This is a genomic window from Ruegeria sp. HKCCA6707 (genome assembly GCF_013033515.1).
Taxonomy (GTDB): Bacteria; Pseudomonadota; Alphaproteobacteria; order Rhodobacterales; family Rhodobacteraceae; genus Ruegeria.
On record NZ_WQEG01000003.1, the window covers coordinates 154203 to 174262 of the forward strand.

Genomic DNA, 20060 nt, shown 5'->3' on the forward strand with positions numbered 1-20060 from the left:
CATTTGCAGTAAGGTCGCCGGAAAACAATTCGGCAGGTTCGGGGGAAATTCTCAGTGCAAGTTTGGGGCAGGCATAAGGCCTTATGCGTTACGCATGTGCCGTCGCAGCCGCCTGAGTGTCGCCTGGCGACATGGATCACGAGGGCCTATTCGTGATCCTCGACCGCTATTTCGCACGCCGCTTTTTGCAAAGCTTCCTGATCATCGGCGCAATATTCCTGACTCTGATCATACTGATCGACCTGATCGAACAAGTCCGTCGTTTCGACGATGCGGATCTGACGTTTGGTCAGTTGATCCAGCTTACGTTGTTGAATACCCCCGCAGCCATCAGTGAGATGCTGCCGTTGCTGATGATCCTGTCGACAATAGCCTTGTTTGTTGGCCTTGCACGCAGTTCCGAACTTGTGGTTACGCGCGCAATCGGCAGATCCGGGATTCGGGCTTTGCTTGCACCCGTTTTTCTGGCTCTGGTTATCGGTGGATTGGCGGTGGTCCTGCTGAACCCGATCGCGGCTGCGACTTCGGAAGAGTTTCAACGCCTGTCCGAAAGCTATCGCAGCGATTCGCGTTCGACCTTGTCTATCAGTCGCGAGGGCTTGTGGCTGCGCCAAGGTTCGGCAAACGGCCAATCCGTGATCCATGCGCGGGCCGTAACAAACGAAGAAATGCTGGTACTGCGCAATGTGACCATCACCACCTTCTCGGGCGATGGCACACCGGTAGAACAAATTGTCGCGGATCGTGCGCAGTTGGAGCCGGGGCAATGGGTGCTCAAACGCGCGAAAACCTGGTCATTGGTTGACGACGAGGTAAACCCGGAAGCTACGGCAACCTCATATAAAACGCTCGACATTCCGACGACCCTGACACGTGAGCGAATACTCGACAGGTTGGGCCAGAAAAAGTCTGTATCCATCTACGACCTGCCTCAGCTGATCGAGGATCTGCGCGAGGCAGGGTTTTCGACCAAGCAATACGAGGTCTGGCTGCAAACTCAGCTGGCGCGGCCCTTATTCCTTGTTTCCATGGTCCTGATCGGTGCTGCGTTCACGATGCGCCATGTGCGCTTTGGGGGAACCGGAATCGCCGTACTAACCGCAGTTCTCTTGGGATTTGCCATTTATTTCATTCGCAACTTTGCGCAGATCCTGGGCGAGAACGGGCAACTACCTATTTTTGTCGCCGCCTGGGCGCCTCCGTTTGCGGCCATACTTCTGTCGATGGGTCTATTGCTTCACGCGGAGGACGGTTGATGCCGCGTTTGCTGCCATGGCTTTTGTCGACCGCGTTGGTGCTGAGCACTTCGATGGTGTCTGTTGCGCAACCTGTTCAAGACGCTGGAGAAGAGTCTGCAACTGAACAACAAGACGCTCCAGCGCTGCTTGTGGCTGACCAGATCTTTATCACGCCGGACCGAAAGCTTGTTGCAGAGGGGAACGTCGAGGCGTTTCAAGGCGATGTAAAGCTGACAGCCGAGCGCGTGGTCTATGACCGCAGTACGGGTGAGCTTCAACTGGAAGGCCCTATTCGCATTGACCAGGCCGGTCAGTCGACCCTGCTGGCCGACAGCGCCGAATTGGACAATGGTTTGCGCAACGGTTTGTTGACCGGTGCCCGGATGGTGTTTGACCAACAGGTCCAGATTGCGTCGGTGCAAGCCACCCGGACCGCAGGGCGTTATACGCAGTTCAGCAAAGTGGCTGCCACATCCTGCCGGGTTTGCGATGACGGCAAACCACCGCTGTGGCAAATCCGTGCACGCAAGGTCACCCATGATCAGCTTGAACGCCAGCTGTATTTCGAGGGTGCTCAGTTTCGCATTCTGGATGTACCCGTCTTCTACTTCCCCGTCCTGCGCCTGCCCGATCCGACCCTGGACCGCGCCACCGGGTTTCTGGTGCCGTCAATCCGCACAACCTCGCAGTTGGGCACGGGTGTTCAGGTCCCCTATTTCATCAAGCTCGGGGATCACAAGGATCTGACTCTGTCGCCATACATCTCATCCAGCACCCGAACGCTGGGTTTCCGCTATCGGCAAAGGTTCAAACGGGGTCGTATCGAGTTCAACGGCGCCCTCACCCGCGATGATCTGCTACCTGACGAAAATCGCGGCTATCTGTTTGGACGGGGACGTTTCAACCTGAACAATGATTTCAGACTGTCCTTCGACATTCAGACCACGTCAGACAACGCTTATCTTGCCGATTACGGACTTCCGGATTTCGACCGTCTGCGCAGTGAAGTTGCTCTTGAGCGGATCAAGCGAGACACAGCTTTCAAAACCGGTGTGATCTATTTCGAAACCCTCCGGGATTCGGAAAGCCAAAGTGAGATTCCTTCGTTGGTCTTCGACCTGAACTATCGCAAACGCTTTTTCCCGCGCATGCTGGGGGGCGAGGTCGAGCTTGCGTTCCTGACCCATGCTCATGAGCGCACAAGTGATCTGGACGTCACCGGTCGCGACGTCGCACGCGCCACGCTGGATGCTGAATGGCTGCGGTCTTGGACCTATGCCACCGGTTTGCGGGCCGAAGCCCGGGTGGGGGCCTCTGTCGACACGTTTGACATCCGCAATGACAGCCAGTTCCCCGATCAGATCACGCGCGCTACCCCGCGTGCCGCGTTCACGCTGCGCTATCCAATGGTTCGCCGCGAACAGTCGGGCGCGTCACAAGTGCTTGAACCCATTGCGCAGATCGGCTGGGCGCATGTGTCGGATACAGATGTTCCAAACGAGGAAAGCACATTCCAAGAGTTTGATCAGGGCAATCTTTTGTCTCTGTCACGTTTTCCGGCCGAAGATCAGCGCGAAGATGCCGCTACTGCCGCAATTGGCTTGAACTGGTCGCGATATGCGCCGGGCGGCTGGCACGCGCTGGCCACAATTGGTCAGGTCTTTCGGACACAGGCCAATCCCGAATTCACTCTGACATCAGGCCTGCAAGGGACGTCATCTGATCTGCTGCTTGCCGGTCAGTTGAACAATGGCAACGGCCTGACGTTCTCGGCGCGTGGCCTCTTGGACGGAGATTTCAGCTTCAGCAAAGCTGAGTTCCGCACAGCATGGAATAACGGCGACGCTGGTCTGGCTGGCAGCTATGTCTGGCTGGAACCTGATCCCGTCGAAACCGGTGGTGACGAAATATCAGAAATCTTGGTCTCAGGCCGCTACAACGTGAACCAAAGTTGGACCACGACCGCATCTGCCCGATACGATTTCAGTGAATCCGAACCGATCCGCGTCGGTCTGGGCGTCACCTATAGAAACGAATGCGTTCAAGTAGACTTGACCGCCAGACGTCGTTTCACCTCAAACTCGACTATTGAGCCTTCGACCGAATTCGGGTTTACCGTAGCCCTGACTGGGTATTCCGTTGACGGTGGTGGCAGGAAGTTCAAAAAGGCATGCAGTTGATCTTAGGTACCAACAAGTTTCCTGGCGCGTTTCTGCGCCGCTTTGCTCTGCCCGTGCTGGCATCTGTTTCGCTGACGTTGGGGACTCTGCCGTCTGCTGCCCAAAGCCTGTTCTCACCGGCAATAAAAGTGAACCAGGATATCGTCACCTGGTACGAACTGGAACAGCGACAGCTGTTTCTTGAACTCTTGGGCATACCTGAAAGCACTGAAGCTGACGTAAGACGCGCGTTGATCGATGATCGGATCCGCAAACAGGTATTGCGCAATGCCGGCATTCAGGCGAGCCCCGAAGCCGTCCAAAGTGGCATTGACGAATTCGCCGCGCGCGGCGGGTTGGAGCCCGAACAATTCCTGCAATTGCTAAGTGATGCGGGCGTTGACCAGGAGACGGTCCGGGATTTCATCGAAGACCAGGTTGCGTGGAACGATTTTGTGGCCGCGCGTTTCCTGTCCCAATCCCGTCCCACCGAGGATGAGATCAACCGCGCCCTGGGCCAAGGTGGAAGCGGTGGCCTGCAGGTTCTTCTGTCTGAGATCATTATCCCAGTGAACCAGCAGAACCTGGCACAAGTTGATGCTTTGGCGCAGGAAATTTCCGCGCTGTCAGGGCAAGAGGCTTTTTCGTCTGCCGCCGCGCAGTATTCCGCCTCTCAGACCCGGTCCAATGGCGGTCGTCTGGACTGGTTGCCGATCAGCAACCTTCCTCCGACGCTTCAGCCTTTGATCATCAGCCTGCGGCCCGGCGAGATTACCACGCCCCTGTCCCTGCCCAACGCCATAGCCCTGTTTCAAATGCGCGGTCTTCGCGAGGTTGCGGCAGGCGCACCCAGATATTCCAGTATCGATTACGCTGTCTACTATATCCCCGGCGGCCGTAGCTCTGCGGCGCTTTCCGCTGCGGCCCAGCTCAGGGAAGAGATTGACACATGTGACGATCTATATGGTGTTGCCAAAGATCAACCCAGTGAGGTTCTTGAACGCGTTACCGCCGCGCCCGGTGAGATCCCGAGCGATGTTGCGCTTGAATTGGCCAAGCTCGACCCGAATGAGGTTTCAACGGCGCTCACGCGCAATAGCGGTCAAACGCTGATGTTTCTGATGCTGTGCAACCGAACCCGCGATTTGGGAGAGGACACGTCAAGAGCAGATGTTGCCAATGCTCTGACGCAACAGCGCCTGTCGGCCTTTGCTGACAGCTTGCTATCCCAGCTGCGCGCCGAGGCCGTGATCATCGAAGAATGACCGCGCCAATCGCCCTTAGCTGCGGAGAGCCCGCGGGCATAGGTCCCGAAATCGCCGCCAAAGCCTGGGATGCTCTGCGTGACCGCTGCCCCTTTGTCTATCTGGGCGATGCGTCGCATCTTCCAGCGGGCACGCCAGCGGAACAGATCACCGATCTTGCCCAAGCAAACGCCATCAGCGCCCAAGCGCTGCCCGTCTGGCAGATCGACTTCCCCGCGCCCAACACCCTCGGACAACCCGATCCGCGCAATGCGGCATCCGTGATCGCGGCGATCGAACAAGGTGTGGCCCTGACCCAAAGCGGTGCGGCCTCGGCCCTGTGTACCGCGCCAATCCACAAAAAGGCCCTGATCGATGGTGCCGGTTTTGCCTATCCCGGCCATACCGAGTTTCTCGCCGCACTTGCCGGATGCGATCGAGTGGTCATGATGTTGGCCTGCGATGCGCTGCGCGTGGTCCCCACCACAATTCATATCGCCTTGTCCGACGTGCCCAAGGCGCTGACCCCGGATCTGCTGCGCGACACGCTCGAGATCACCGCACGCGGCCTCCAGCGGCAGTTTGGCATAAAGCATCCGCGCCTTGCGGTCGCCGGGCTAAACCCCCATGCAGGCGAAGGTGGCAAAATGGGTCAGGAAGAGCTGGACTGGATTGCACCCTTGCTGGTTGACGTCCACATTGAAAATGCCACCGTCACCGGCCCTCATCCCGCAGACACCATGTTCCACGCCGCTGCGCGAAGCCGCTATGACGCGGCGATTGCCATGTATCACGACCAAGCCCTGATCCCGATCAAAACGCTGGATTTCGACCGGGGCGTGAACATCACCCTGGGCCTGCCCTTCATCCGCACCTCGCCAGATCATGGGACCGCACTGGATATCGCGGGTCAGGGCATCGCCAATCCCACAAGCCTGATCGAAGCGCTTAAGCGCGCGCAACATATGGCACTAAGCTCTTGAACCTTGGTCTGGCTGAAAATATCCCCGCTGGAGGCCTAAAGTTTCCTGGCATATACCAAAGGGAACGCGTCACGGGAGCCGGATCATGAGCGCAATCGACACCCTGCCCCCTCTGCGTGAGGTCATCGCGACCCATCAGCTTTCCGCGCGCAAATCGCTGGGCCAGAACTTTCTGCTGGATCTAAACCTGACCGCCAAGATTGCCCGTCAAGCTGGGGACTTGACCCAATGCGACGTGCTGGAAATCGGCCCCGGCCCGGGCGGGTTGACCCGTGGGCTTTTGTCCGAAGGTGCGCGCAATGTGGTGGCTGTGGAAAAAGACACCCGCTGCATCGCCGCGCTGAACGAGATTGCCGCCGCCTATCCGGGCCGACTTGAGGTGATCAACGGGGACGCATTGGAGATCGACCCGATGGCGCATCTCACGCCACCCATTCGCGTCGCCGCCAACCTGCCATACAACGTTGGCACGGAATTGCTGGTGCGTTGGCTCACACCACCCGCTTGGCCACCCTTCTGGCAAAGCCTGACCTTGATGTTCCAACGCGAAGTGGCCGACCGCATCGTGGCGCAGCCCGGCAGCAAAGCCTACGGCCGCCTCGCCATACTGGCGCAATGGCGGGCTGACGCACGCATCGCAATGTCACTGCCGCCCGGAGCCTTTACTCCACCCCCAAAAGTGTCCAGCGCGGTGGTTCATCTGACCGCCCTGCCCACGCCACGCTATCCGGCTGACGCCGCTACATTGTCGCGAGTGGTCGCTGCTGCCTTTAATCAGCGCCGCAAGATGCTGCGCGCTTCGCTCAAGGGCCTCGCCCCGGATATCGAAGACCGTCTGCGCGCGGCAGGTATCCAACCGACCGACCGTGCCGAACAGATCCCGCTTGAGGCATTCTGTGCGTTAGCCCGAGAACTCAAAAAAGACTGAAGGCAAGAAAAAAGCCCCGGGCCTGACCCTCGGGGCTTTGCTTTCAGGACTATACCTTATTCCGCTGCTTCTGGCGCATCACCGGGATCGGTTGGTGCAGGCTCTTCCGCTGGCGCGGCTTTGGGCTTGCGCGCGCGCGGTTTGCGGGCAGGCTTTTCCTTTTTCTCAGGCACCGCTGCTTCGGCACCTTTGCTTTCGGGTGTTTCCACCAACCCGCTTTCCGGAGCGGCCTCGGCTGCGGCAAAATCCATCACTTCGGGCTGCGGTGTCTCAGCAGGGTCAGTCTGACGGGCGGCTGCTTCGCGCTCCTGACGTTCTGCGCGCTCGCGGTCACGCTCGGCCTGACGCTCACGGTTCTGGCGCTCCTGCTCTTCGCGGCGCGCTTCCATCTCGCGTTGTGCCTCGCTGAGCAGACGCAGATAATGCTCGGCGTGTTGCTGGAAATTCTCAGCCGCCACGCGATCGTTCGCCAGTTGAGCATCGCGCGCCAACTGATTGTATTTATCAATAATTTGCTGCGGCGTGCCACGCACTTTGCCTTCGGGGCCCGAGCTGTCGAAAACCCGGTTTACAACGTTACCACCAGAGGGACGATTGCGGTTATTCTTGGCCCGCGAGCGGGATTTGGAAGATCTCATCTACTTTACATCAGCCTTGTCATTCGCTGTCGATCCACCCGTTCTTTACGCTGCTCAAAGGCATGTGCCGTAACGAATGATCGACTTTTGGGCTTGGCGTCAGGGGTGAGCTGGAACAGCATCAACCTCGCCGACTGTTATTGAGTAAGCATGTCCAGCGCGCGCAGACAAGGGGTTTGTCGGTTTTTTCGCAGCTTTTTTACATAAAGCGGCACAATTTGGCCCTTGCCCACCCTATTGTTCTGGCAATTTTGCGCCGACAACCCGATCGCGCCCGTCCAGATCAGGAATGACGCGAATATCGGCCAGCCCTGACGCATCAAACAAGGAAGACACGGCGCGCGCCTGAGTTGGCCCGATCTCGACCAGCAGTCGGCCGCCTTTGGTCAGATAATCCGGCGCTGCAGCCGCAATCTGACGATAGGCCTCTAGCCCGTCGCTTTCATCGGTCAGGGCGAGGCGCGGTTCGTGATCGCGCACCTCGGGTGCAAGGTCATCCATCTCATCCTGCGCAATGTAGGGCGGGTTCGAAACGATCAGGTCAAATTGCCCCTCAACGCTTTCAAACCAGTTCGATTGCAGGATCTCGGCCCGGTTTTGCACATTATGCTGCACGGCATTGGCGCTGGCCTGCAAGCAGGCGGCTTCGCTCAGATCCGCGCCGACACCCGTGGCGCTGGCGCGTTCCGCCAGCAGCGTGATTAGGATACAGCCCGAGCCGACGCCGAGATCCAGCAGATGATCGAAGGGTTCGCTCAGCGCTGCTTCGATCAGCGCTTCGGTTTCCGGGCGCGGGTCCAGGACATCGCCGCTGACACGGAACCTGCGGCCATAGAACTCACGTTCGCCCAACAGATGCGAAACCGGCACACGAATGGCGCGCAGCGAAATCAACTGGTCATAGCGTTCGGCGATATCCGGCGCCAGTTCTTCTGGCGCAATCAGAGTTACGCGGCTGGCCTCAACTTTGGCCGCATGGGCCAACAGCAAGCGGGCATCGCGCGCCGGGTCAGGCACGCCTGCAGCCCGCAGCCGCGCGGTGGCAGCCACCATGGCCTGCGCTGCTGTCAAAGCAGCGATCATAGCGCCATCTCAGCCAGCAGCCGCGCTTGATCATCAGCGGTCAGCGCGTCGATCACCTCATCCAGATCGCCCTGCATCACCTGATCCAGCTTATAAAGCGTCAGGTTGATGCGGTGATCGGTCATCCGCCCCTGCGGGAAGTTATAGGTCCTGATCCGCTCGGACCGGTCACCCGAGCCCACCTGACTGGCCCGATCTGCCGAACGTTCACTGTCGATCCGCTGGCGTTCCAGATCATAAAGCCGGGTTTTCAGCACCTGCATGGCAATCTCGCGGTTGCGGTGCTGAGATTTCTCAGAGCTGGTCACCACGATCCCACTGGGCAGGTGCGTGATCCGTACCGCCGAGTCGGTGGTGTTGACATGCTGCCCTCCCGCGCCCGAACTGCGCATCGTGTCGATGCGGATGTCATTGGCGTCAATCTGGATGTCCACATCCTCGGCCTCGGGCAGAACGGCCACGGTGGCTGCAGAGGTATGGATGCGCCCGCCACTTTCGGTTTCGGGCACACGTTGCACCCGGTGCACGCCGGATTCGTATTTCATCCGGGCAAAGACATTGTCCCCCTTGATATGGGCGACCACCTCTTTGATGCCCCCCAGATCCGAGGCCTGTTCTTCGATGATCTCGAACTGCCAGCCCCGAGCCTCAGCATAGCGCTGATACATGCGCAGCAGATCACCGGCAAACAAGGCGGCCTCGTCCCCACCGGTGCCGGGGCGAATCTCAAGCATCGCGGGGCGCGCGTCAGCTTCATCGCGGGGCAACAGGGCCAGTTGCAACGCATGCTCGGCCTCTGGGATCTGAGCCTGCAGCTGAGGGATCTCTTCCTCGGCCAGTTCCTTCATATCCGGATCGGCCAGCATCGCCTGCGCCTCAGCCAGATCCGACACCAGCTGACGCCATTGGCTGATCTGGTCAACCACCGGCTTGAGATCGGAATATTCCTTGGCCAAAACCGCAATATCTGCGCCCGAGGCCCCATCGGCCATGGCCGCCTCGAGGTATTGAAACCGCTGTGTGATCTGTTCAAGTCGTTCTTCGGGGATCATCACGGGGGTGTGTCCCATCCGGGGGCTTTGGTCAAGGGCCACATCATGCTAAGCTTGCTGCTATGAAACGATTAATCCTTGCGCTTCTTCTGAGTTCCAGCCCGGCCTTGGCCGACTATATCGGCCCGGATGGCAAGACCCGCGACTGCTATTGCACCGACACATCAGGCACCCGCATCGAATTGGGGGAATTGATCTGCCTGCAGGTCGATGGCCGCATGTTCACCGCCCAATGCCAGATGTCCCTGAACGTGCCCATGTGGCGCGAGGTGCAAGAGGGGTGTTTGTCGTCAGGGCTGCAACAAAGCAAGCCAGCGCTCGACCCGGTCTCGGTTGACGCCGAAATCCCTGCGGCCAAATCGTAGGCGGGCATAGATCCGCAGCGCATCACCATCCTGCTGAACCGTGGTGTAGTCGGGAAAGCCGAAGACCTTAGTGCGGGTGATATAGGTCACCATCCCCTGCGCCACGCTGCCCGCCAAAACCGTTGTGCGTGGTGTTGCCTGCGCGATCCGGTCGAGCCGCGCCAGCCCGTCCGGTCCGGTTTCAAACACGCGCAGAACGCCTTTGGGCAAGTCCCGATCGGCCTGGGCCTGCGGTGGAACATGCCAACGCGCGGGATCGGATGGGGCCAGCCGGACAAAGCCCAATACCACCATCACGGCAGCAATGAATATGGCAAGCAACATGGTCCTCATCTCGCGCTAACCCTTTTGGGCACAGCCTAGACGTATCGCTTCGCCGGGCAAGCCAAGCCGTAGGTTATCGTGACGTCACGCCGGGCAGGATGCAGAAAAGTTCAAACAAAAGATTGGCCGCCGTCAGCGCCGTATTACCCGAGGGATCATAGGGCGGCGAAACCTCGACCAGATCGTAGCCCACAAGGTTTATGCCCTTGAGCGCATGGATCAATTGCAATGCCTGCGGCGTGGTCAGGCCCGCAATCTCGGGCGTACCGGTGCCGGGGGCATAAGCCGGGTCCAGACTGTCGATGTCATAGGTGACGTAGACCGGGTGATCACCCACAGACTTGCGAATGCGCGCACCGATCTCGGTCAGGTCTTGTTGCCACAGCTCCCACGCCGGGAATTGCTGGAACCCCCAGCCCTGCGCCTCGGTAAAGTCGCTGGCGGCATAGCCAGAGCCGCGAATGCCGATCTGAAAGGTTTTGTCGGGCACGATCAGCCCTTCCTCATAGGCGCGGCGGAACACGGTGCCATGGGTTTCACGCTCGCCAAACATCTCATCATTCACATCGGCATGAGCATCCACATGGACCAAAGCCACGGGCCCGTGTTTCCCTGCAATCGCCCGCAGGATCGGCAGGGTGATCGAGTGATCGCCGCCCATCGCCACCGGGATCACATTCTGCGCCAGAATGCCGTCATAGCTGTTCTTGATGATCTTCAGACTGTCCGCCAGCGAGAAGGTGTTGATCGCCAGATCGCCGATATCCGCGATTTGCAGGCTGTCGAAAGGGGCCGCGAAAGTTGCCATGTTATAGGGCCGGATCATCGCGCTTTCGGCGCGGATTTGCTTCGGCCCGAACCGTGTGCCCGACCGCCACGAGGTGCCGATATCCATCGGTATCCCCAGCACCGCCACATCCAACCCGTCCAAAGCCTGCGCCTGCGGCAAGCGCATGAAGGTATTCGGCCCTGAAAAACGCGCCAGCTCATTGCCGCTGAGAGGTTGATTAAACTCTGTCATATTCTGCGCCTCTCCCACCCGGGTCTGTTGTTAAACAAATACTTATCGGAGCTATGGCTAACCAAAGGTTAAGGGCGCACAAGCTTGTCCCAGCCCAAAAGGCAGATAATCTGCGTCGCCACATGTGCCCCTGCAATCGCTGTTGCGCCCGATGTGTCGTAGGGTGGCGAAACCTCAACCACGTCGCCACCTTTGATATTGATCCCGGCAATGTCGCGCAGGATGATTTGCGCCTGGATCGAACTGAGCCCACCCCAAACCGGTGTGCCGGTGCCGGGGGCAAAGGCCGGGTCCAGCCCGTCGATGTCAAAGCTCAGATAAACCGGGCTATCGCCCAGGATGCCTTTGATCTTTTGCGCCACCACCGCCGGGCCGGATTCGTAAACCTCGCGCGCATCGATAATGTTGACGCCCAGCGTGTCTTCGTTGGTGGTGCGAATCCCCACCTGAACCGAGCACTTCGGGTCCACGATCCCCGACTTCACCGCCTTGTAGAACATCGTCCCGTGATCCACGCGGCTCATATCGTCATCGGCCCAGGTATCGGTATGGGCGTCAAACTGCAGCAGCGACATCGGCCCGTATTTCTCGGCATAGGCTTTCAGGATCGGAAAGCTGATATAGTGATCCCCACCAAGCGCTACAGACGCCACATCGGCGGCCAGGATGGTGCGGATATGGTCGGTCAACGTGTCTGGAAAGGCCGGGATATTGGCGTAATCATAGGCCACATCGCCATAGTCCACGATGGCAAGCTCGCTGAGCGCATCAAACGGCCAACTATAGGGCTCATCGGGGGATTGCAGGGCGCTGGCCTCTCGGATCGCACGTGGCCCCAGCCGGGTACCGGGTCGGTTCGTGACCGCCTGATCAAAGGGCACGCCGGTTACGGCAATATCTACGCCGTTCAAATTTTTGGTATAAAGACGCCGCAGGAACGAGGTCGCGCCGCCAAAGGTGTTTTCATACGACAGACCTTTGAGGTCGGGATTGGTGAAGGCTTCGTCCACCTGGTTCTTTGCGTCTTCCAATGCCATGCCCAATCCCCTCAGCTCAGTGGCTGCGCGCGCTCAACAATGCGCGCAAAGAACGAGGCCCCCACCGGTGCGACCTCATCATTGAAATTGTACTTTGGATGGTGCAGCCCGGCGCCATCACCCTGCCCCAAAAACAGATAGGCACCGGGGCGCTCTTGCAGCATGTAGGAGAAATCCTCGGCCCCCATTTCACGGCCAGTATTGCCGGTGACGCGGTCCTTGCCTGAAATCTCACGGGCGACCTCGGCTGCGAAGTCGGCTTTCTCGGCGTCGTTGATCGTGGCCGGGTAGTTGACGTCATAATCCAGACGCGCTTCCACCCCGTAAGCTTTGGCCTGGCCTTCGACGATCTCGGCCATTCGCCGCATGACCATCTTTTGCACCGATGGGTCAAAGCTGCGCACGGTGCCGTTGATATAGGCGGTATCCGGGATCACATTGTTGACCGTGCCGGTGTGGATCTGTGTCACCGAGACCACCAGATCATCCAGCGCGTAATGGTTGCGGCTGACAATGGTCTGGATCGCCTGTGCAATGCCGCAAGCCGCCATCACCGGATCGCAGGTCTCGTGCGGCATGGCACCGTGACCGCCCTTGCCCTGAATATGAATGTCGAACGTATCCACCGCTGCCATGATCGGCCCGGGGGTGGTATAGAATGACCCTTCGACAAAGCCCGGCGCATTGTGCAGCGCATAGACCTGAGAAATATCGAACCGGTTCATGATGCCTTCTTCGACCATGACACCGGCTCCGCCGCCGTCTTCCTCGGCAGGTTGAAAGATCAGGGCCACCCGACCACGGAAATTCCGGGTCTCGGCCAAATAGCGTGCGGCCCCCAGCAACATCGTGGTATGCCCGTCGTGACCACAGGCGTGCATCTTGCCGGGGTTGGTCGAGGCATAGTCGACGCCGGTTTCCTCGGTGATCGGCAGCGCGTCCATATCGGCGCGCAGACCAATGGTTGGCCCCTCGCCCTGCCCGTTGATGATTGCGACCAGACCTGTCTGGGCAATACCTTCATGCAGCTCATCCACGCCGAATTCGCGCAACCTTTCGGCCACAAAAGCCGCAGTCTGATGGCAATCAAAGGCCAGCTCGGGAATCGTATGCAAATGCCGCCGCCATGCGGTCATATCGGCTGAGAAATCGGCAATTCGGTTGACGACGGGCATCTGGGGTGGACTCCTGATCCAAGCTGCGGAATGGATGCATCTGACACGGGAATGAAAGGCGGCGCAATGGCGGAAAACTCTCTGATCCACAACAGCGATGCAGGTATCGAACGTCTGCTGGAAATCATGCGCCGCCTGCGCGATCCACAGATTGGATGCCCCTGGGATATCGAACAGGATTTCGCCAGTATCGCACCCTATACGATTGAAGAGGCCTATGAGGTCGCCGACGCCATTGAACGCGAGGCCTATGATGAGCTGAAGGGTGAATTGGGCGATCTGCTGTTCCAATCGGTCTTTCACGCTCAGATGGCCGAAGAAGCCGGGCATTTCACCTTCCAGGATGTGGTGCGCACCATGTCAGACAAGATGGTGGCCCGGCACCCGCATGTCTTCGGCGAGGAATCTCGCGATAAATCCGCCGAACAACAGGTGCAGGATTGGGAGACCATCAAGGCCGCCGAACGCGCAGGCAAGGCACAGAAAGGCGCTTTGGATGGGGTTGCCGCCAACCTGCCCGCCCTGCTGCGGGCACATAAACTGCAAAAACGTGCGGCCCGCGTGGGGTTTGACTGGCCCGATGCCAGCCATGTGCTGGCCAAGATCACCGAAGAAGCCGCCGAGTTAGAAGAGGCACGCGACCAGATGGATGCGGACGCGTTGGAGGATGAGTTCGGTGATCTTCTGTTCGTCATCGTCAATCTGGGCCGTCATCTGGGCATCGAACCCGAAGCCGCCCTGCGCCGCACCAACGCCAAGTTCACCCGCCGGTTTGGACAGGTCGAGGCCCGGCTGGCCGAACGGGGCCGAACCCCATCTGAAAGCACGCTTGAAGAAATGGACGCACTGTGGGACGCGGTCAAAACCGAAGAACACCGGGCCAATGGCAAACTCTCGCCTGCCGTGGCGACGCCCGCGCGCAGCGAGGCGTAAAATAACTGGACAAGATCGGCAGCACTTGCGAGTGTCCGCGCTCTGACAGTCCGGAGGCAAACAATGGCAGCGCGCAAGATCATCATCGACACAGACCCCGGACAGGACGACGCGGTGGCCATTCTGCTGGCCTTGGCCAGCCCGGATGAGATCGAAGTGCTGGGACTGACCGCTGTGGCAGGCAATGTGCCGCTGGAGCTGACCGCCAAGAATGCCCGCATCGTATGTGAACTGGCCGGTCGCCCTGACATCCCGGTTTATGCAGGCTGCGACCGCCCGATGAACCGCGAACTGGTCACGGCAGAACATGTGCACGGCAAAACCGGGCTGGACGGCCCTGTGCTGCCTGACCCTGAAATGCCATTGGCTGACGGCCATGGGGTGGATTTCATCATCGACACCCTGCGCGCGCACGCGCCCGGCACCGTCACGCTCTGCCCGCTGGGGCCGCTGACTAACATCGCAACCGCGTTTGAAAAAGCCCCCGATATTGTCGAGCGTGTACAGCAGATCGTGCTGATGGGCGGCGCTTATTTTGAGGTTGGCAACATCACGCCTGCGGCCGAATTCAACATTTATGTTGACCCACAAGCGGCTGATATCGTGTTCAAATCGGGCGCAGACATTGTGGTGATGCCACTGGATGTGACCCATGAAGCGCTGGTCACGCCACATCGCAACGATGCATTCCGCGCGCTGGATTCGAAGGTCGGTCATGCGGTGGCTGAGATGACCGATTTCTTCGAACGCTTCGATAAAGAGAAATACGGCTCGGACGGTGCACCGCTGCATGATCCTTGTGTCACCGCCTACCTCATTCAGCCCGAGTTGTTCTCGGGTCGTTTCGTCAATGTGCAGATCGAAACCACGTCTCCCCTTACCATGGGCATGACGGTGGCCGATTGGTGGGGCGTGACCGACCATCCACCCAATGCGCTGTTTATCAGTGATGTTGACGCCGATGGATTTTTCAAATTGCTCACCGAACGACTGGCCCGGTTATGAGCGCCGCCCTGCGGTTGGCCCGCCCCGAGGATCTTGATCGCCTGATGACCCTTGTGTCGGCATTTCATGCCGAGGAAGGGATTGATCAGGACGCTGACACGCGCCGCGCGGCGCTGTCCCCTTTGCTGGACGGCATTCCGCATGGCTGCATCTATCTGATCGGTCCGTCGCGCGCGCCGTTGGGCTATCTCATCCTGACCTTTGGCTGGTCGGTCGAGTTTGGCGGCATGGACGGGTTCATCGACGAGATTTACATCCGCCCTGCTGTCCGCGGTCGCGGGATCGCGACCGAAGTTCTGCTTGAATTGCCCAAGGCGTTGGCGGGTGCAGGTCTGACCGCCCTGCATCTTGAGGTCGACCGGACCAATGAAAGCGCCAACAAGCTGTATCTGCGGACCGGTTTCAAACCCCGGGATCGCTATATGCTGATGAGCAAGGCGCTTTAGTGTGTCGGGATGCCCATATTCACGCCGGGCATTTCCATATCCATCACCGGATCCGAGGCCGAAGCGGCGATCCCCGTGATCGGATAGGTGCTGGGCCCGGAACAGGCCGCGATAAGCATGACGGAAGAAACTGAGCAAATCAGAAGGAATTTGGATACAGACATCGTGATCTCCTTTCTGCACTGCAGTCAGGTTAGGTCACGTCGATTGATCGTGTTTAGGAACTAGTTCACACAAAACTGAAAAATTGTCGGAATTTTCGAACCAATTGGATTCGCCGGACATCCCGAACACTGTTAATTCGTTGAAAACTATACCTGTTCCGATCTCACATACATCTCGATAAAAGTAGGGCGAGCTGACGAAAAATTGGAGTTGTCCGAATTTCTATCGCGCTTTTCGAAACCCAGAGGCAAATATTACCGCTCCGATGCAACCAGAGGTTATCCCGCATTCAAAAGGATTCGTTGGGACCCAACGGCTTTGCATTGACCGATCAGCACCAGCAGAAAATCGTGATGTACCCAACACAAACGCCGGACCGCTTCAAGCTGGTCCGGCGTTTAAGGTGTAATAGCTTTGATGGAACGCGATCCCCGAGCCAAGCTTGAGGATCACCGTATCAACTAAAGGCTCAGGTGCGCAGGATCGAACGTCCGGCGTATTCGGCAACCTCGCCCAGCGATTCCTCGATGCGGATCAGCTGGTTGTATTTCGCCAACCGGTCCGACCGCGCCAGCGAGCCGGTTTTGATCTGACCGCAATTGGTGGCGACCGCCAGATCGGCAATGGTCGCATCCTCGGTCTCGCCCGAGCGGTGCGACATGACGTTGGTATAACCCGCGCGGTGGGCCATATCGACGGCGCGCAGAGTTTCTGTCAGCGAACCGATCTGGTTCACTTTGACCAGCATCGAGTTGGCAGAGCCGCGCTTGATACCCTCGGCCAGACGTGCCGGGTTGGTCACAAAAAGATCGTCACCCACCAGCTGTACCTTGTCGCCGATGGCATCCGTCAGCGCTTTCCACCCGTCCCAGTCATCCTCGGACATACCGTCTTCGATCGAGATAATCGGATAGTCGTTCACCAGCGCAGCCAGATAGGCGGCGTTTTCCTCGGAAGTCAGGGTCTTGCCTTCGCCCGACAGGACGTATTTGCCGTCCTTGTAATATTCGGTCGCAGCGCAATCCAGCGCCAGGTGGATTTCATCACCCGGCTTGTACCCGGCCTTTTCGATGGATTTCAGAATGAAATCCAATGCTTCACGGGTCGAGGCGATGTTGGGAGCAAACCCGCCTTCGTCGCCGACGCCGGTGGCCAGACCCGCCGCCGAAAGCTCTTTCTTCAGCGTGTGGAACACCTCGGATCCCATGCGCACCGCCTCGCGGATATTGCTGGCCGAGACGGGCATGATCATGAATTCCTGAATGTCGATCGGGTTGTCCGCGTGCTCACCCCCGTTAATGATGTTCATCATTGGCACCGGCAGGATGCGCGCTGAGGTACCCCCGACATAGCGGTACAAAGGCTGCGTGGTGAAATCCGCCGCCGCTTTGGCCGTAGCCAGCGAGACCCCCAGAATGGCGTTCGCACCCAGACGGCCTTTGTTGTCGGTCCCGTCCAGATCGATCATCGCCTGGTCAATCGCCACCTGCTCGGTCGCGTCAAAGCCAACCAGTTCTTCGGCAATTTCACCGTTAACGGCGGCAACTGCTTCCAGAACGCCCTTGCCCATATACCGGGTCTTGTCACCGTCGCGCTTTTCAACCGCCTCATAGGCACCGGTTGAGGCGCCCGAGGGCACGGCCGCGCGGCCCATGGTGCCGTCTTCCAGAATGACGTCGACCTCGACGGTCGGGTTGCCCCGGCTGTCCAGAATTTCTCGTGCATGGATGTCGATAATGGTGCTCATCAGGTCTGTCCCTATGGCTGCAGTCGGTTGCACGCGTCATAGCAGCAACCGGCGGAAAGTAAACCGGTTACGTTATCGCTAACAGGCATATTTTCCTGCCTTTAGGGCTAACACCCGGGGAATTGCATCAAACGGGTCAGGCGATGGCCAGCTGTCTGGCCAAACGGCGTTCGCGGACAAAGGTGTAAAGACCTGAGGCGATAATCAGGCTGGCCCCAGCCAGGGTCAGCGCATCCGGGCGCTCGTAGAACATCAGCATCCCCGCGATCATCGAGAACACAAGCCGCGTATAGCGGAACGGCATCATTGCAGACGCCTCGCCCACCCGCATGGCCGCAACGATACCGTAATAGCCCAACATGCTGGATAGGAACGCAGCCAGATAGGGAAAGACATGCGCCGATTGCAGCGGCGCAACCGGTTGATCTGCCCAGACCATCAGCACCGCACCGGCCAGCGTCGCGCTCAGATAGGCCTGCATCGCCACGACGGTTGAGGGCACTCTTGTATCCAGCCGCCGTGTGATCAGATCCCGCGCTGCGATCAAGACAACGGAAAGGATCACCAGAAGCGTCTCGGGCTGGAATCCCTCCAACCCCGGGCGGATGATCATCAACACTCCGATGAAGCCAACACCGATTGCGCTCCAGCGCCGCCAGCCCACAGTTTCGCCCAGAAACAATGCAGCCCCCATGGTGATGACCAGAGGCAACGCCTGAAACACGGCTGCCACCGTCGACAGGTCAATCGAAGACAGAGCGGTCACAAAAGCAACCGCGGCAACGCCTTCGGTCGAGGCTCTGATCAAAGGCACCGCCTTCCACGCTGCCGGTTCAAAGATCCGCTTGCGCGAGGCTACGGTCAAAAGCGCGAAAGCCACCCCACACACGACGCCGAGCACAACCAGGATCTGCCCGGTCGGCACGCTGACCGACAGGTGTTTGATAAACATATCCTCGATTGCAAAAGCTGCCATCGATCCGACAAGCAGCAAGATGCCGTTTAAATTGTTCATGAGCCGTTTCCGTGGCGCGCGATCAAAGCCGCGTCAGACATCTAACCACAACCGCAATATGAGCGCGGTCGCAAGCTTTATCCCGCCGCGAAATATGAATTAACGTGGCGCCGCCAATCGCATTTGGTGATCGTCAGTCCTGATCCAGAGGCACGCCGTAAAGCTCAAGCCTGTGGCCCTTGAGGCGATACCCCAGCTTGGCGGCGATCTTTTCCTGAAGCGCCTCGATCTCGGGGTCGACGAACTCGATGACCTGCCCCGATTGCATGTCGATCAGGTGGTCGTGGTGGTCCCGCTCGGCGTCTTCGTAGCGGGCACGGCCATCGCCGAATTCCAGCCGTTCCAGAATGCCGGCCTCTTCAAACAGCTTCACCGTGCGATAGACCGTAGCTATGGAAATCCCCTCATCCACAGCCGAAGCGCGGGTATAAAGTTCCTCGACATCCGGGTGATCTGCGCTTTGTTCCAGCACGTGGGCGATGGTGCGGCGCTGACCCGTCATACGCAGACCTTTGGCTTCGCAGCGGGCGATGATCGTATCGGACATGGTGACTCTCGGAACTGTTCGGGTCTCTGTCTTAATACGTCTGTGCGCCCTGCGCCACAGCGGAAATGCGCCTTAAGCCGCGCGGTGAAGGTCGACCCAGACCGGCAGGTGGTCCGACGCGATATGCGCGGGCCGCGCAGTCTGAACACCATGCGCAGCAGCTTGCAGGCCCGAGCCCAGCGCAATCCGGTCCAACGCGCCCAGCGGCCGGGCCGCTGGGAAGCTGGGGACCGGAGGCAGGAAGCTCATGTCGGGAGCCAGGTGATCCAGAACCGGTTGGCGGGACCATTCGTTGAAATCTCCGGCCCAAACCGTGGGCATTTGGGCAAGACCGGCGTCGCAATGTCGCAGATGGGTAATCTGCTGGCGGCGCGAGGCGGGCAACAAGCCCAAATGCATTCCCATCACACGCAGCGGTCCTATGGGCGTGTCAAACTCGACCCGTACGGCCCCGCGGGGTTCAAGCCCCGGCAAGTCGTGATGGCCAGTCTGTCGCACGTTCAACCCGGCGCCCCGCCAGATCACCGCATTTCCGTGCCAGCCCAGACTGCCCGCGCCTCCCAGGTCGACGATCTGCCAGCCGGCCTCGTCCAGCATGAAATGCGGTAAGGCGGCGGGGCGCGGCGGCAGACGTTTGTCGGCCTCTTGCAGCACAACGATGTCGGCCTTCATACTGTCGATCACCTGCAGCGTCCGCTGCGGTTGGCGGCGAAAATCCATGCCAAGGCATTTCTGGATATTGTAGCTGGCCAGCCTGACAGTCTTTTCGCGTTTCATCATGTCTCAGATCATCCAAACCCAGCCAAGCATGTCAGGCCCACGCACCATTACAACTCGATTTTTTGCCACAGGCGCGCTATGCAATCACGCAGAACCTGAAGTTTAATTTGAAACACGGATTTTCCTATCCTAGGACTGAAGTCCACGAAAACGCGACTGGTATGATCGTCGATAC

At 59.0% G+C, this 20060-nt stretch carries 21 protein-coding genes; 9 read left to right on the forward strand and 12 right to left on the reverse strand.

Going from position 1 to position 20060, the window contains the following annotated elements:
• Positions 1-152: 152 nt before the first annotated feature.
• From lptG to rsmA, 5 genes are all read left to right on the forward strand, one after another.
• On the forward strand, positions 153-1256 hold the full coding sequence (gene lptG / locus GOW40_RS09245) for an LPS export ABC transporter permease LptG (protein WP_171130484.1): 1104 nt from the start codon (positions 153-155) through the stop codon (positions 1254-1256).
• Positions 1256-3418, forward strand: coding sequence for an LPS-assembly protein LptD (locus tag GOW40_RS09250; protein ID WP_171129863.1), 2163 nt, complete (start codon positions 1256-1258; stop codon positions 3416-3418). The genes lptG and GOW40_RS09250 overlap by 1 nt, the downstream gene beginning before the upstream one ends.
• Entirely contained in the window at positions 3409-4662 is a 1254-nt protein-coding gene (locus tag GOW40_RS09255) for a peptidylprolyl isomerase (RefSeq protein WP_171129866.1), read from the forward strand. The genes GOW40_RS09250 and GOW40_RS09255 overlap by 10 nt, the downstream gene beginning before the upstream one ends.
• A complete protein-coding gene (pdxA, locus tag GOW40_RS09260; RefSeq protein ID WP_171129868.1) occupies positions 4659-5624 on the forward strand; it encodes a 4-hydroxythreonine-4-phosphate dehydrogenase PdxA in 966 nt (321 codons plus the stop codon). Before GOW40_RS09255 ends, pdxA begins: the two co-directional genes overlap by 4 nt.
• Positions 5625-5709: 85 nt before the next feature.
• Positions 5710-6552, forward strand: a complete 843-nt coding sequence (gene rsmA, locus GOW40_RS09265; RefSeq protein ID WP_171129870.1) for a 16S rRNA (adenine(1518)-N(6)/adenine(1519)-N(6))-dimethyltransferase RsmA — start codon at positions 5710-5712, stop codon at positions 6550-6552.
• A 56-nt stretch (positions 6553-6608) separates the two neighbouring features.
• Here the strand turns inward: rsmA and GOW40_RS09270 are convergent, their stop codons facing one another.
• From GOW40_RS09270 to prfA, 3 genes are all read right to left on the reverse strand, one after another.
• Positions 6609-7190 (reverse strand): DUF4167 domain-containing protein, encoded by a 582-nt coding sequence (locus tag GOW40_RS09270; protein WP_171129872.1) that lies wholly within the window; start codon positions 7188-7190, stop codon positions 6609-6611.
• Positions 7191-7424: 234 nt separating this feature from the next.
• Complete coding sequence (gene prmC / locus GOW40_RS09275) at positions 7425-8273, reverse strand: peptide chain release factor N(5)-glutamine methyltransferase (protein ID WP_171129874.1); 849 nt, start codon at positions 8271-8273, stop codon at positions 7425-7427.
• Positions 8270-9325: a peptide chain release factor 1 gene (gene prfA / locus GOW40_RS09280; protein WP_171130486.1), complete on the reverse strand. Its 1056-nt coding sequence runs from the start codon at positions 9323-9325 to the stop codon at positions 8270-8272. Before prfA ends, prmC begins: the two co-directional genes overlap by 4 nt.
• Positions 9326-9387: 62 nt before the next feature.
• Between prfA and GOW40_RS09285 the strand changes: the two genes are divergently transcribed.
• Positions 9388-9690, forward strand: coding sequence for a hypothetical protein (locus GOW40_RS09285; RefSeq protein ID WP_171129876.1), 303 nt, complete (start codon positions 9388-9390; stop codon positions 9688-9690).
• On the opposite strand, the gene GOW40_RS09290 is transcribed toward GOW40_RS09285, so the two are convergent.
• From GOW40_RS09290 to GOW40_RS09305, 4 genes are all read right to left on the reverse strand, one after another.
• A complete protein-coding gene (locus tag GOW40_RS09290; protein ID WP_371731828.1) occupies positions 9616-10014 on the reverse strand; it encodes a DUF1499 domain-containing protein in 399 nt (132 codons plus the stop codon). The two genes, GOW40_RS09285 and GOW40_RS09290, sit on opposite strands and share 75 nt — an antisense overlap.
• A 73-nt stretch (positions 10015-10087) precedes the next feature.
• The gene (gene speB / locus GOW40_RS09295; RefSeq protein ID WP_171136434.1) at positions 10088-11035 is read right to left on the reverse strand and encodes an agmatinase; all 948 of its coding nucleotides are present in this window, start codon (positions 11033-11035) and stop codon (positions 10088-10090) included.
• Between the two features lie 68 nt (positions 11036-11103).
• Positions 11104-12072, reverse strand: a complete 969-nt coding sequence (speB, locus tag GOW40_RS09300) for an agmatinase (protein ID WP_171230941.1) — start codon at positions 12070-12072, stop codon at positions 11104-11106.
• Between the two features lie 11 nt (positions 12073-12083).
• Entirely contained in the window at positions 12084-13247 is a 1164-nt protein-coding gene (locus GOW40_RS09305; protein WP_171129885.1) for a M20 aminoacylase family protein, read from the reverse strand.
• A 66-nt stretch (positions 13248-13313) separates the two neighbouring features.
• Here GOW40_RS09305 and mazG point away from each other — a divergent pair, with 66 nt between their 5' ends.
• From mazG to GOW40_RS09320, 3 genes are all read left to right on the forward strand, one after another.
• Positions 13314-14180, forward strand: a complete 867-nt coding sequence (gene mazG, locus GOW40_RS09310) for a nucleoside triphosphate pyrophosphohydrolase (RefSeq protein ID WP_171129888.1) — start codon at positions 13314-13316, stop codon at positions 14178-14180.
• 63 nt (positions 14181-14243) lie between these two features.
• Positions 14244-15185: a nucleoside hydrolase gene (locus tag GOW40_RS09315; protein ID WP_171129890.1), complete on the forward strand. Its 942-nt coding sequence runs from the start codon at positions 14244-14246 to the stop codon at positions 15183-15185.
• A complete protein-coding gene (locus GOW40_RS09320) occupies positions 15182-15631 on the forward strand; it encodes an N-acetyltransferase (protein WP_171099535.1) in 450 nt (149 codons plus the stop codon). The genes GOW40_RS09315 and GOW40_RS09320 overlap by 4 nt, the downstream gene beginning before the upstream one ends.
• Here the strand turns inward: GOW40_RS09320 and GOW40_RS09325 are convergent.
• From GOW40_RS09325 to GOW40_RS09345, 5 genes are all read right to left on the reverse strand, one after another.
• Positions 15628-15795 (reverse strand): hypothetical protein, encoded by a 168-nt coding sequence (locus GOW40_RS09325; RefSeq protein WP_171099537.1) that lies wholly within the window; start codon positions 15793-15795, stop codon positions 15628-15630. The two genes, GOW40_RS09320 and GOW40_RS09325, sit on opposite strands and share 4 nt — an antisense overlap.
• Positions 15796-16265: 470 nt before the next feature.
• Positions 16266-17543 carry a phosphopyruvate hydratase gene (gene eno / locus GOW40_RS09330; RefSeq protein ID WP_171099539.1) on the reverse strand — a complete coding sequence of 426 codons (1278 nt, stop codon included), beginning with the start codon at positions 17541-17543 and terminating at the stop codon, positions 16266-16268.
• Positions 17544-17679: 136 nt separating this feature from the next.
• Positions 17680-18558: a DMT family transporter gene (locus GOW40_RS09335; protein ID WP_171129892.1), complete on the reverse strand. Its 879-nt coding sequence runs from the start codon at positions 18556-18558 to the stop codon at positions 17680-17682.
• A 133-nt stretch (positions 18559-18691) separates the two neighbouring features.
• Positions 18692-19105 (reverse strand): Fur family transcriptional regulator, encoded by a 414-nt coding sequence (locus tag GOW40_RS09340; protein ID WP_171099543.1) that lies wholly within the window; start codon positions 19103-19105, stop codon positions 18692-18694.
• A 72-nt stretch (positions 19106-19177) separates the two neighbouring features.
• Positions 19178-19882 (reverse strand): endonuclease/exonuclease/phosphatase family protein, encoded by a 705-nt coding sequence (locus tag GOW40_RS09345; protein ID WP_171129894.1) that lies wholly within the window; start codon positions 19880-19882, stop codon positions 19178-19180.
• Between the last annotated feature and the right edge of the window lie 178 nt (positions 19883-20060).

Excerpts from the sequence above, each read along its gene's own strand:
- GOW40_RS09250 (WP_171129863.1), top strand. The coding sequence starts at position 1,256 with ATGCCGCGTTTGCTGCCATGGCTTTTGTCGACCGCGTTGGTGCTGAGC.
- GOW40_RS09255 (WP_171129866.1), top strand. The coding sequence starts at position 3,409 with ATGCAGTTGATCTTAGGTACCAACAAGTTTCCTGGCGCGTTTCTGCGC.
- pdxA (WP_171129868.1), top strand. The coding sequence starts at position 4,659 with ATGACCGCGCCAATCGCCCTTAGCTGCGGAGAGCCCGCGGGCATAGGT.
- rsmA (WP_171129870.1), top strand. The coding sequence starts at position 5,710 with ATGAGCGCAATCGACACCCTGCCCCCTCTGCGTGAGGTCATCGCGACC.
- GOW40_RS09270 (WP_171129872.1), bottom strand. The coding sequence starts at position 7,190 with ATGAGATCTTCCAAATCCCGCTCGCGGGCCAAGAATAACCGCAATCGT.
- prmC (WP_171129874.1), bottom strand. The coding sequence starts at position 8,273 with ATGATCGCTGCTTTGACAGCAGCGCAGGCCATGGTGGCTGCCACCGCG.
- prfA (WP_171130486.1), bottom strand. The coding sequence starts at position 9,325 with ATGATCCCCGAAGAACGACTTGAACAGATCACACAGCGGTTTCAATAC.
- GOW40_RS09285 (WP_171129876.1), top strand. The coding sequence starts at position 9,388 with ATGAAACGATTAATCCTTGCGCTTCTTCTGAGTTCCAGCCCGGCCTTG.
- GOW40_RS09290 (WP_371731828.1), bottom strand. The coding sequence starts at position 10,014 with ATGTTGCTTGCCATATTCATTGCTGCCGTGATGGTGGTATTGGGCTTT.
- speB (WP_171136434.1), bottom strand. The coding sequence starts at position 11,035 with ATGACAGAGTTTAATCAACCTCTCAGCGGCAATGAGCTGGCGCGTTTT.
- speB (WP_171230941.1), bottom strand. The coding sequence starts at position 12,072 with ATGGCATTGGAAGACGCAAAGAACCAGGTGGACGAAGCCTTCACCAAT.
- GOW40_RS09305 (WP_171129885.1), bottom strand. The coding sequence starts at position 13,247 with ATGCCCGTCGTCAACCGAATTGCCGATTTCTCAGCCGATATGACCGCA.
- mazG (WP_171129888.1), top strand. The coding sequence starts at position 13,314 with ATGGCGGAAAACTCTCTGATCCACAACAGCGATGCAGGTATCGAACGT.
- GOW40_RS09315 (WP_171129890.1), top strand. The coding sequence starts at position 14,244 with ATGGCAGCGCGCAAGATCATCATCGACACAGACCCCGGACAGGACGAC.
- GOW40_RS09320 (WP_171099535.1), top strand. The coding sequence starts at position 15,182 with ATGAGCGCCGCCCTGCGGTTGGCCCGCCCCGAGGATCTTGATCGCCTG.
- GOW40_RS09325 (WP_171099537.1), bottom strand. The coding sequence starts at position 15,795 with ATGTCTGTATCCAAATTCCTTCTGATTTGCTCAGTTTCTTCCGTCATG.
- eno (WP_171099539.1), bottom strand. The coding sequence starts at position 17,543 with ATGAGCACCATTATCGACATCCATGCACGAGAAATTCTGGACAGCCGG.
- GOW40_RS09335 (WP_171129892.1), bottom strand. The coding sequence starts at position 18,558 with ATGAACAATTTAAACGGCATCTTGCTGCTTGTCGGATCGATGGCAGCT.
- GOW40_RS09340 (WP_171099543.1), bottom strand. The coding sequence starts at position 19,105 with ATGTCCGATACGATCATCGCCCGCTGCGAAGCCAAAGGTCTGCGTATG.
- GOW40_RS09345 (WP_171129894.1), bottom strand. The coding sequence starts at position 19,882 with ATGAAACGCGAAAAGACTGTCAGGCTGGCCAGCTACAATATCCAGAAA.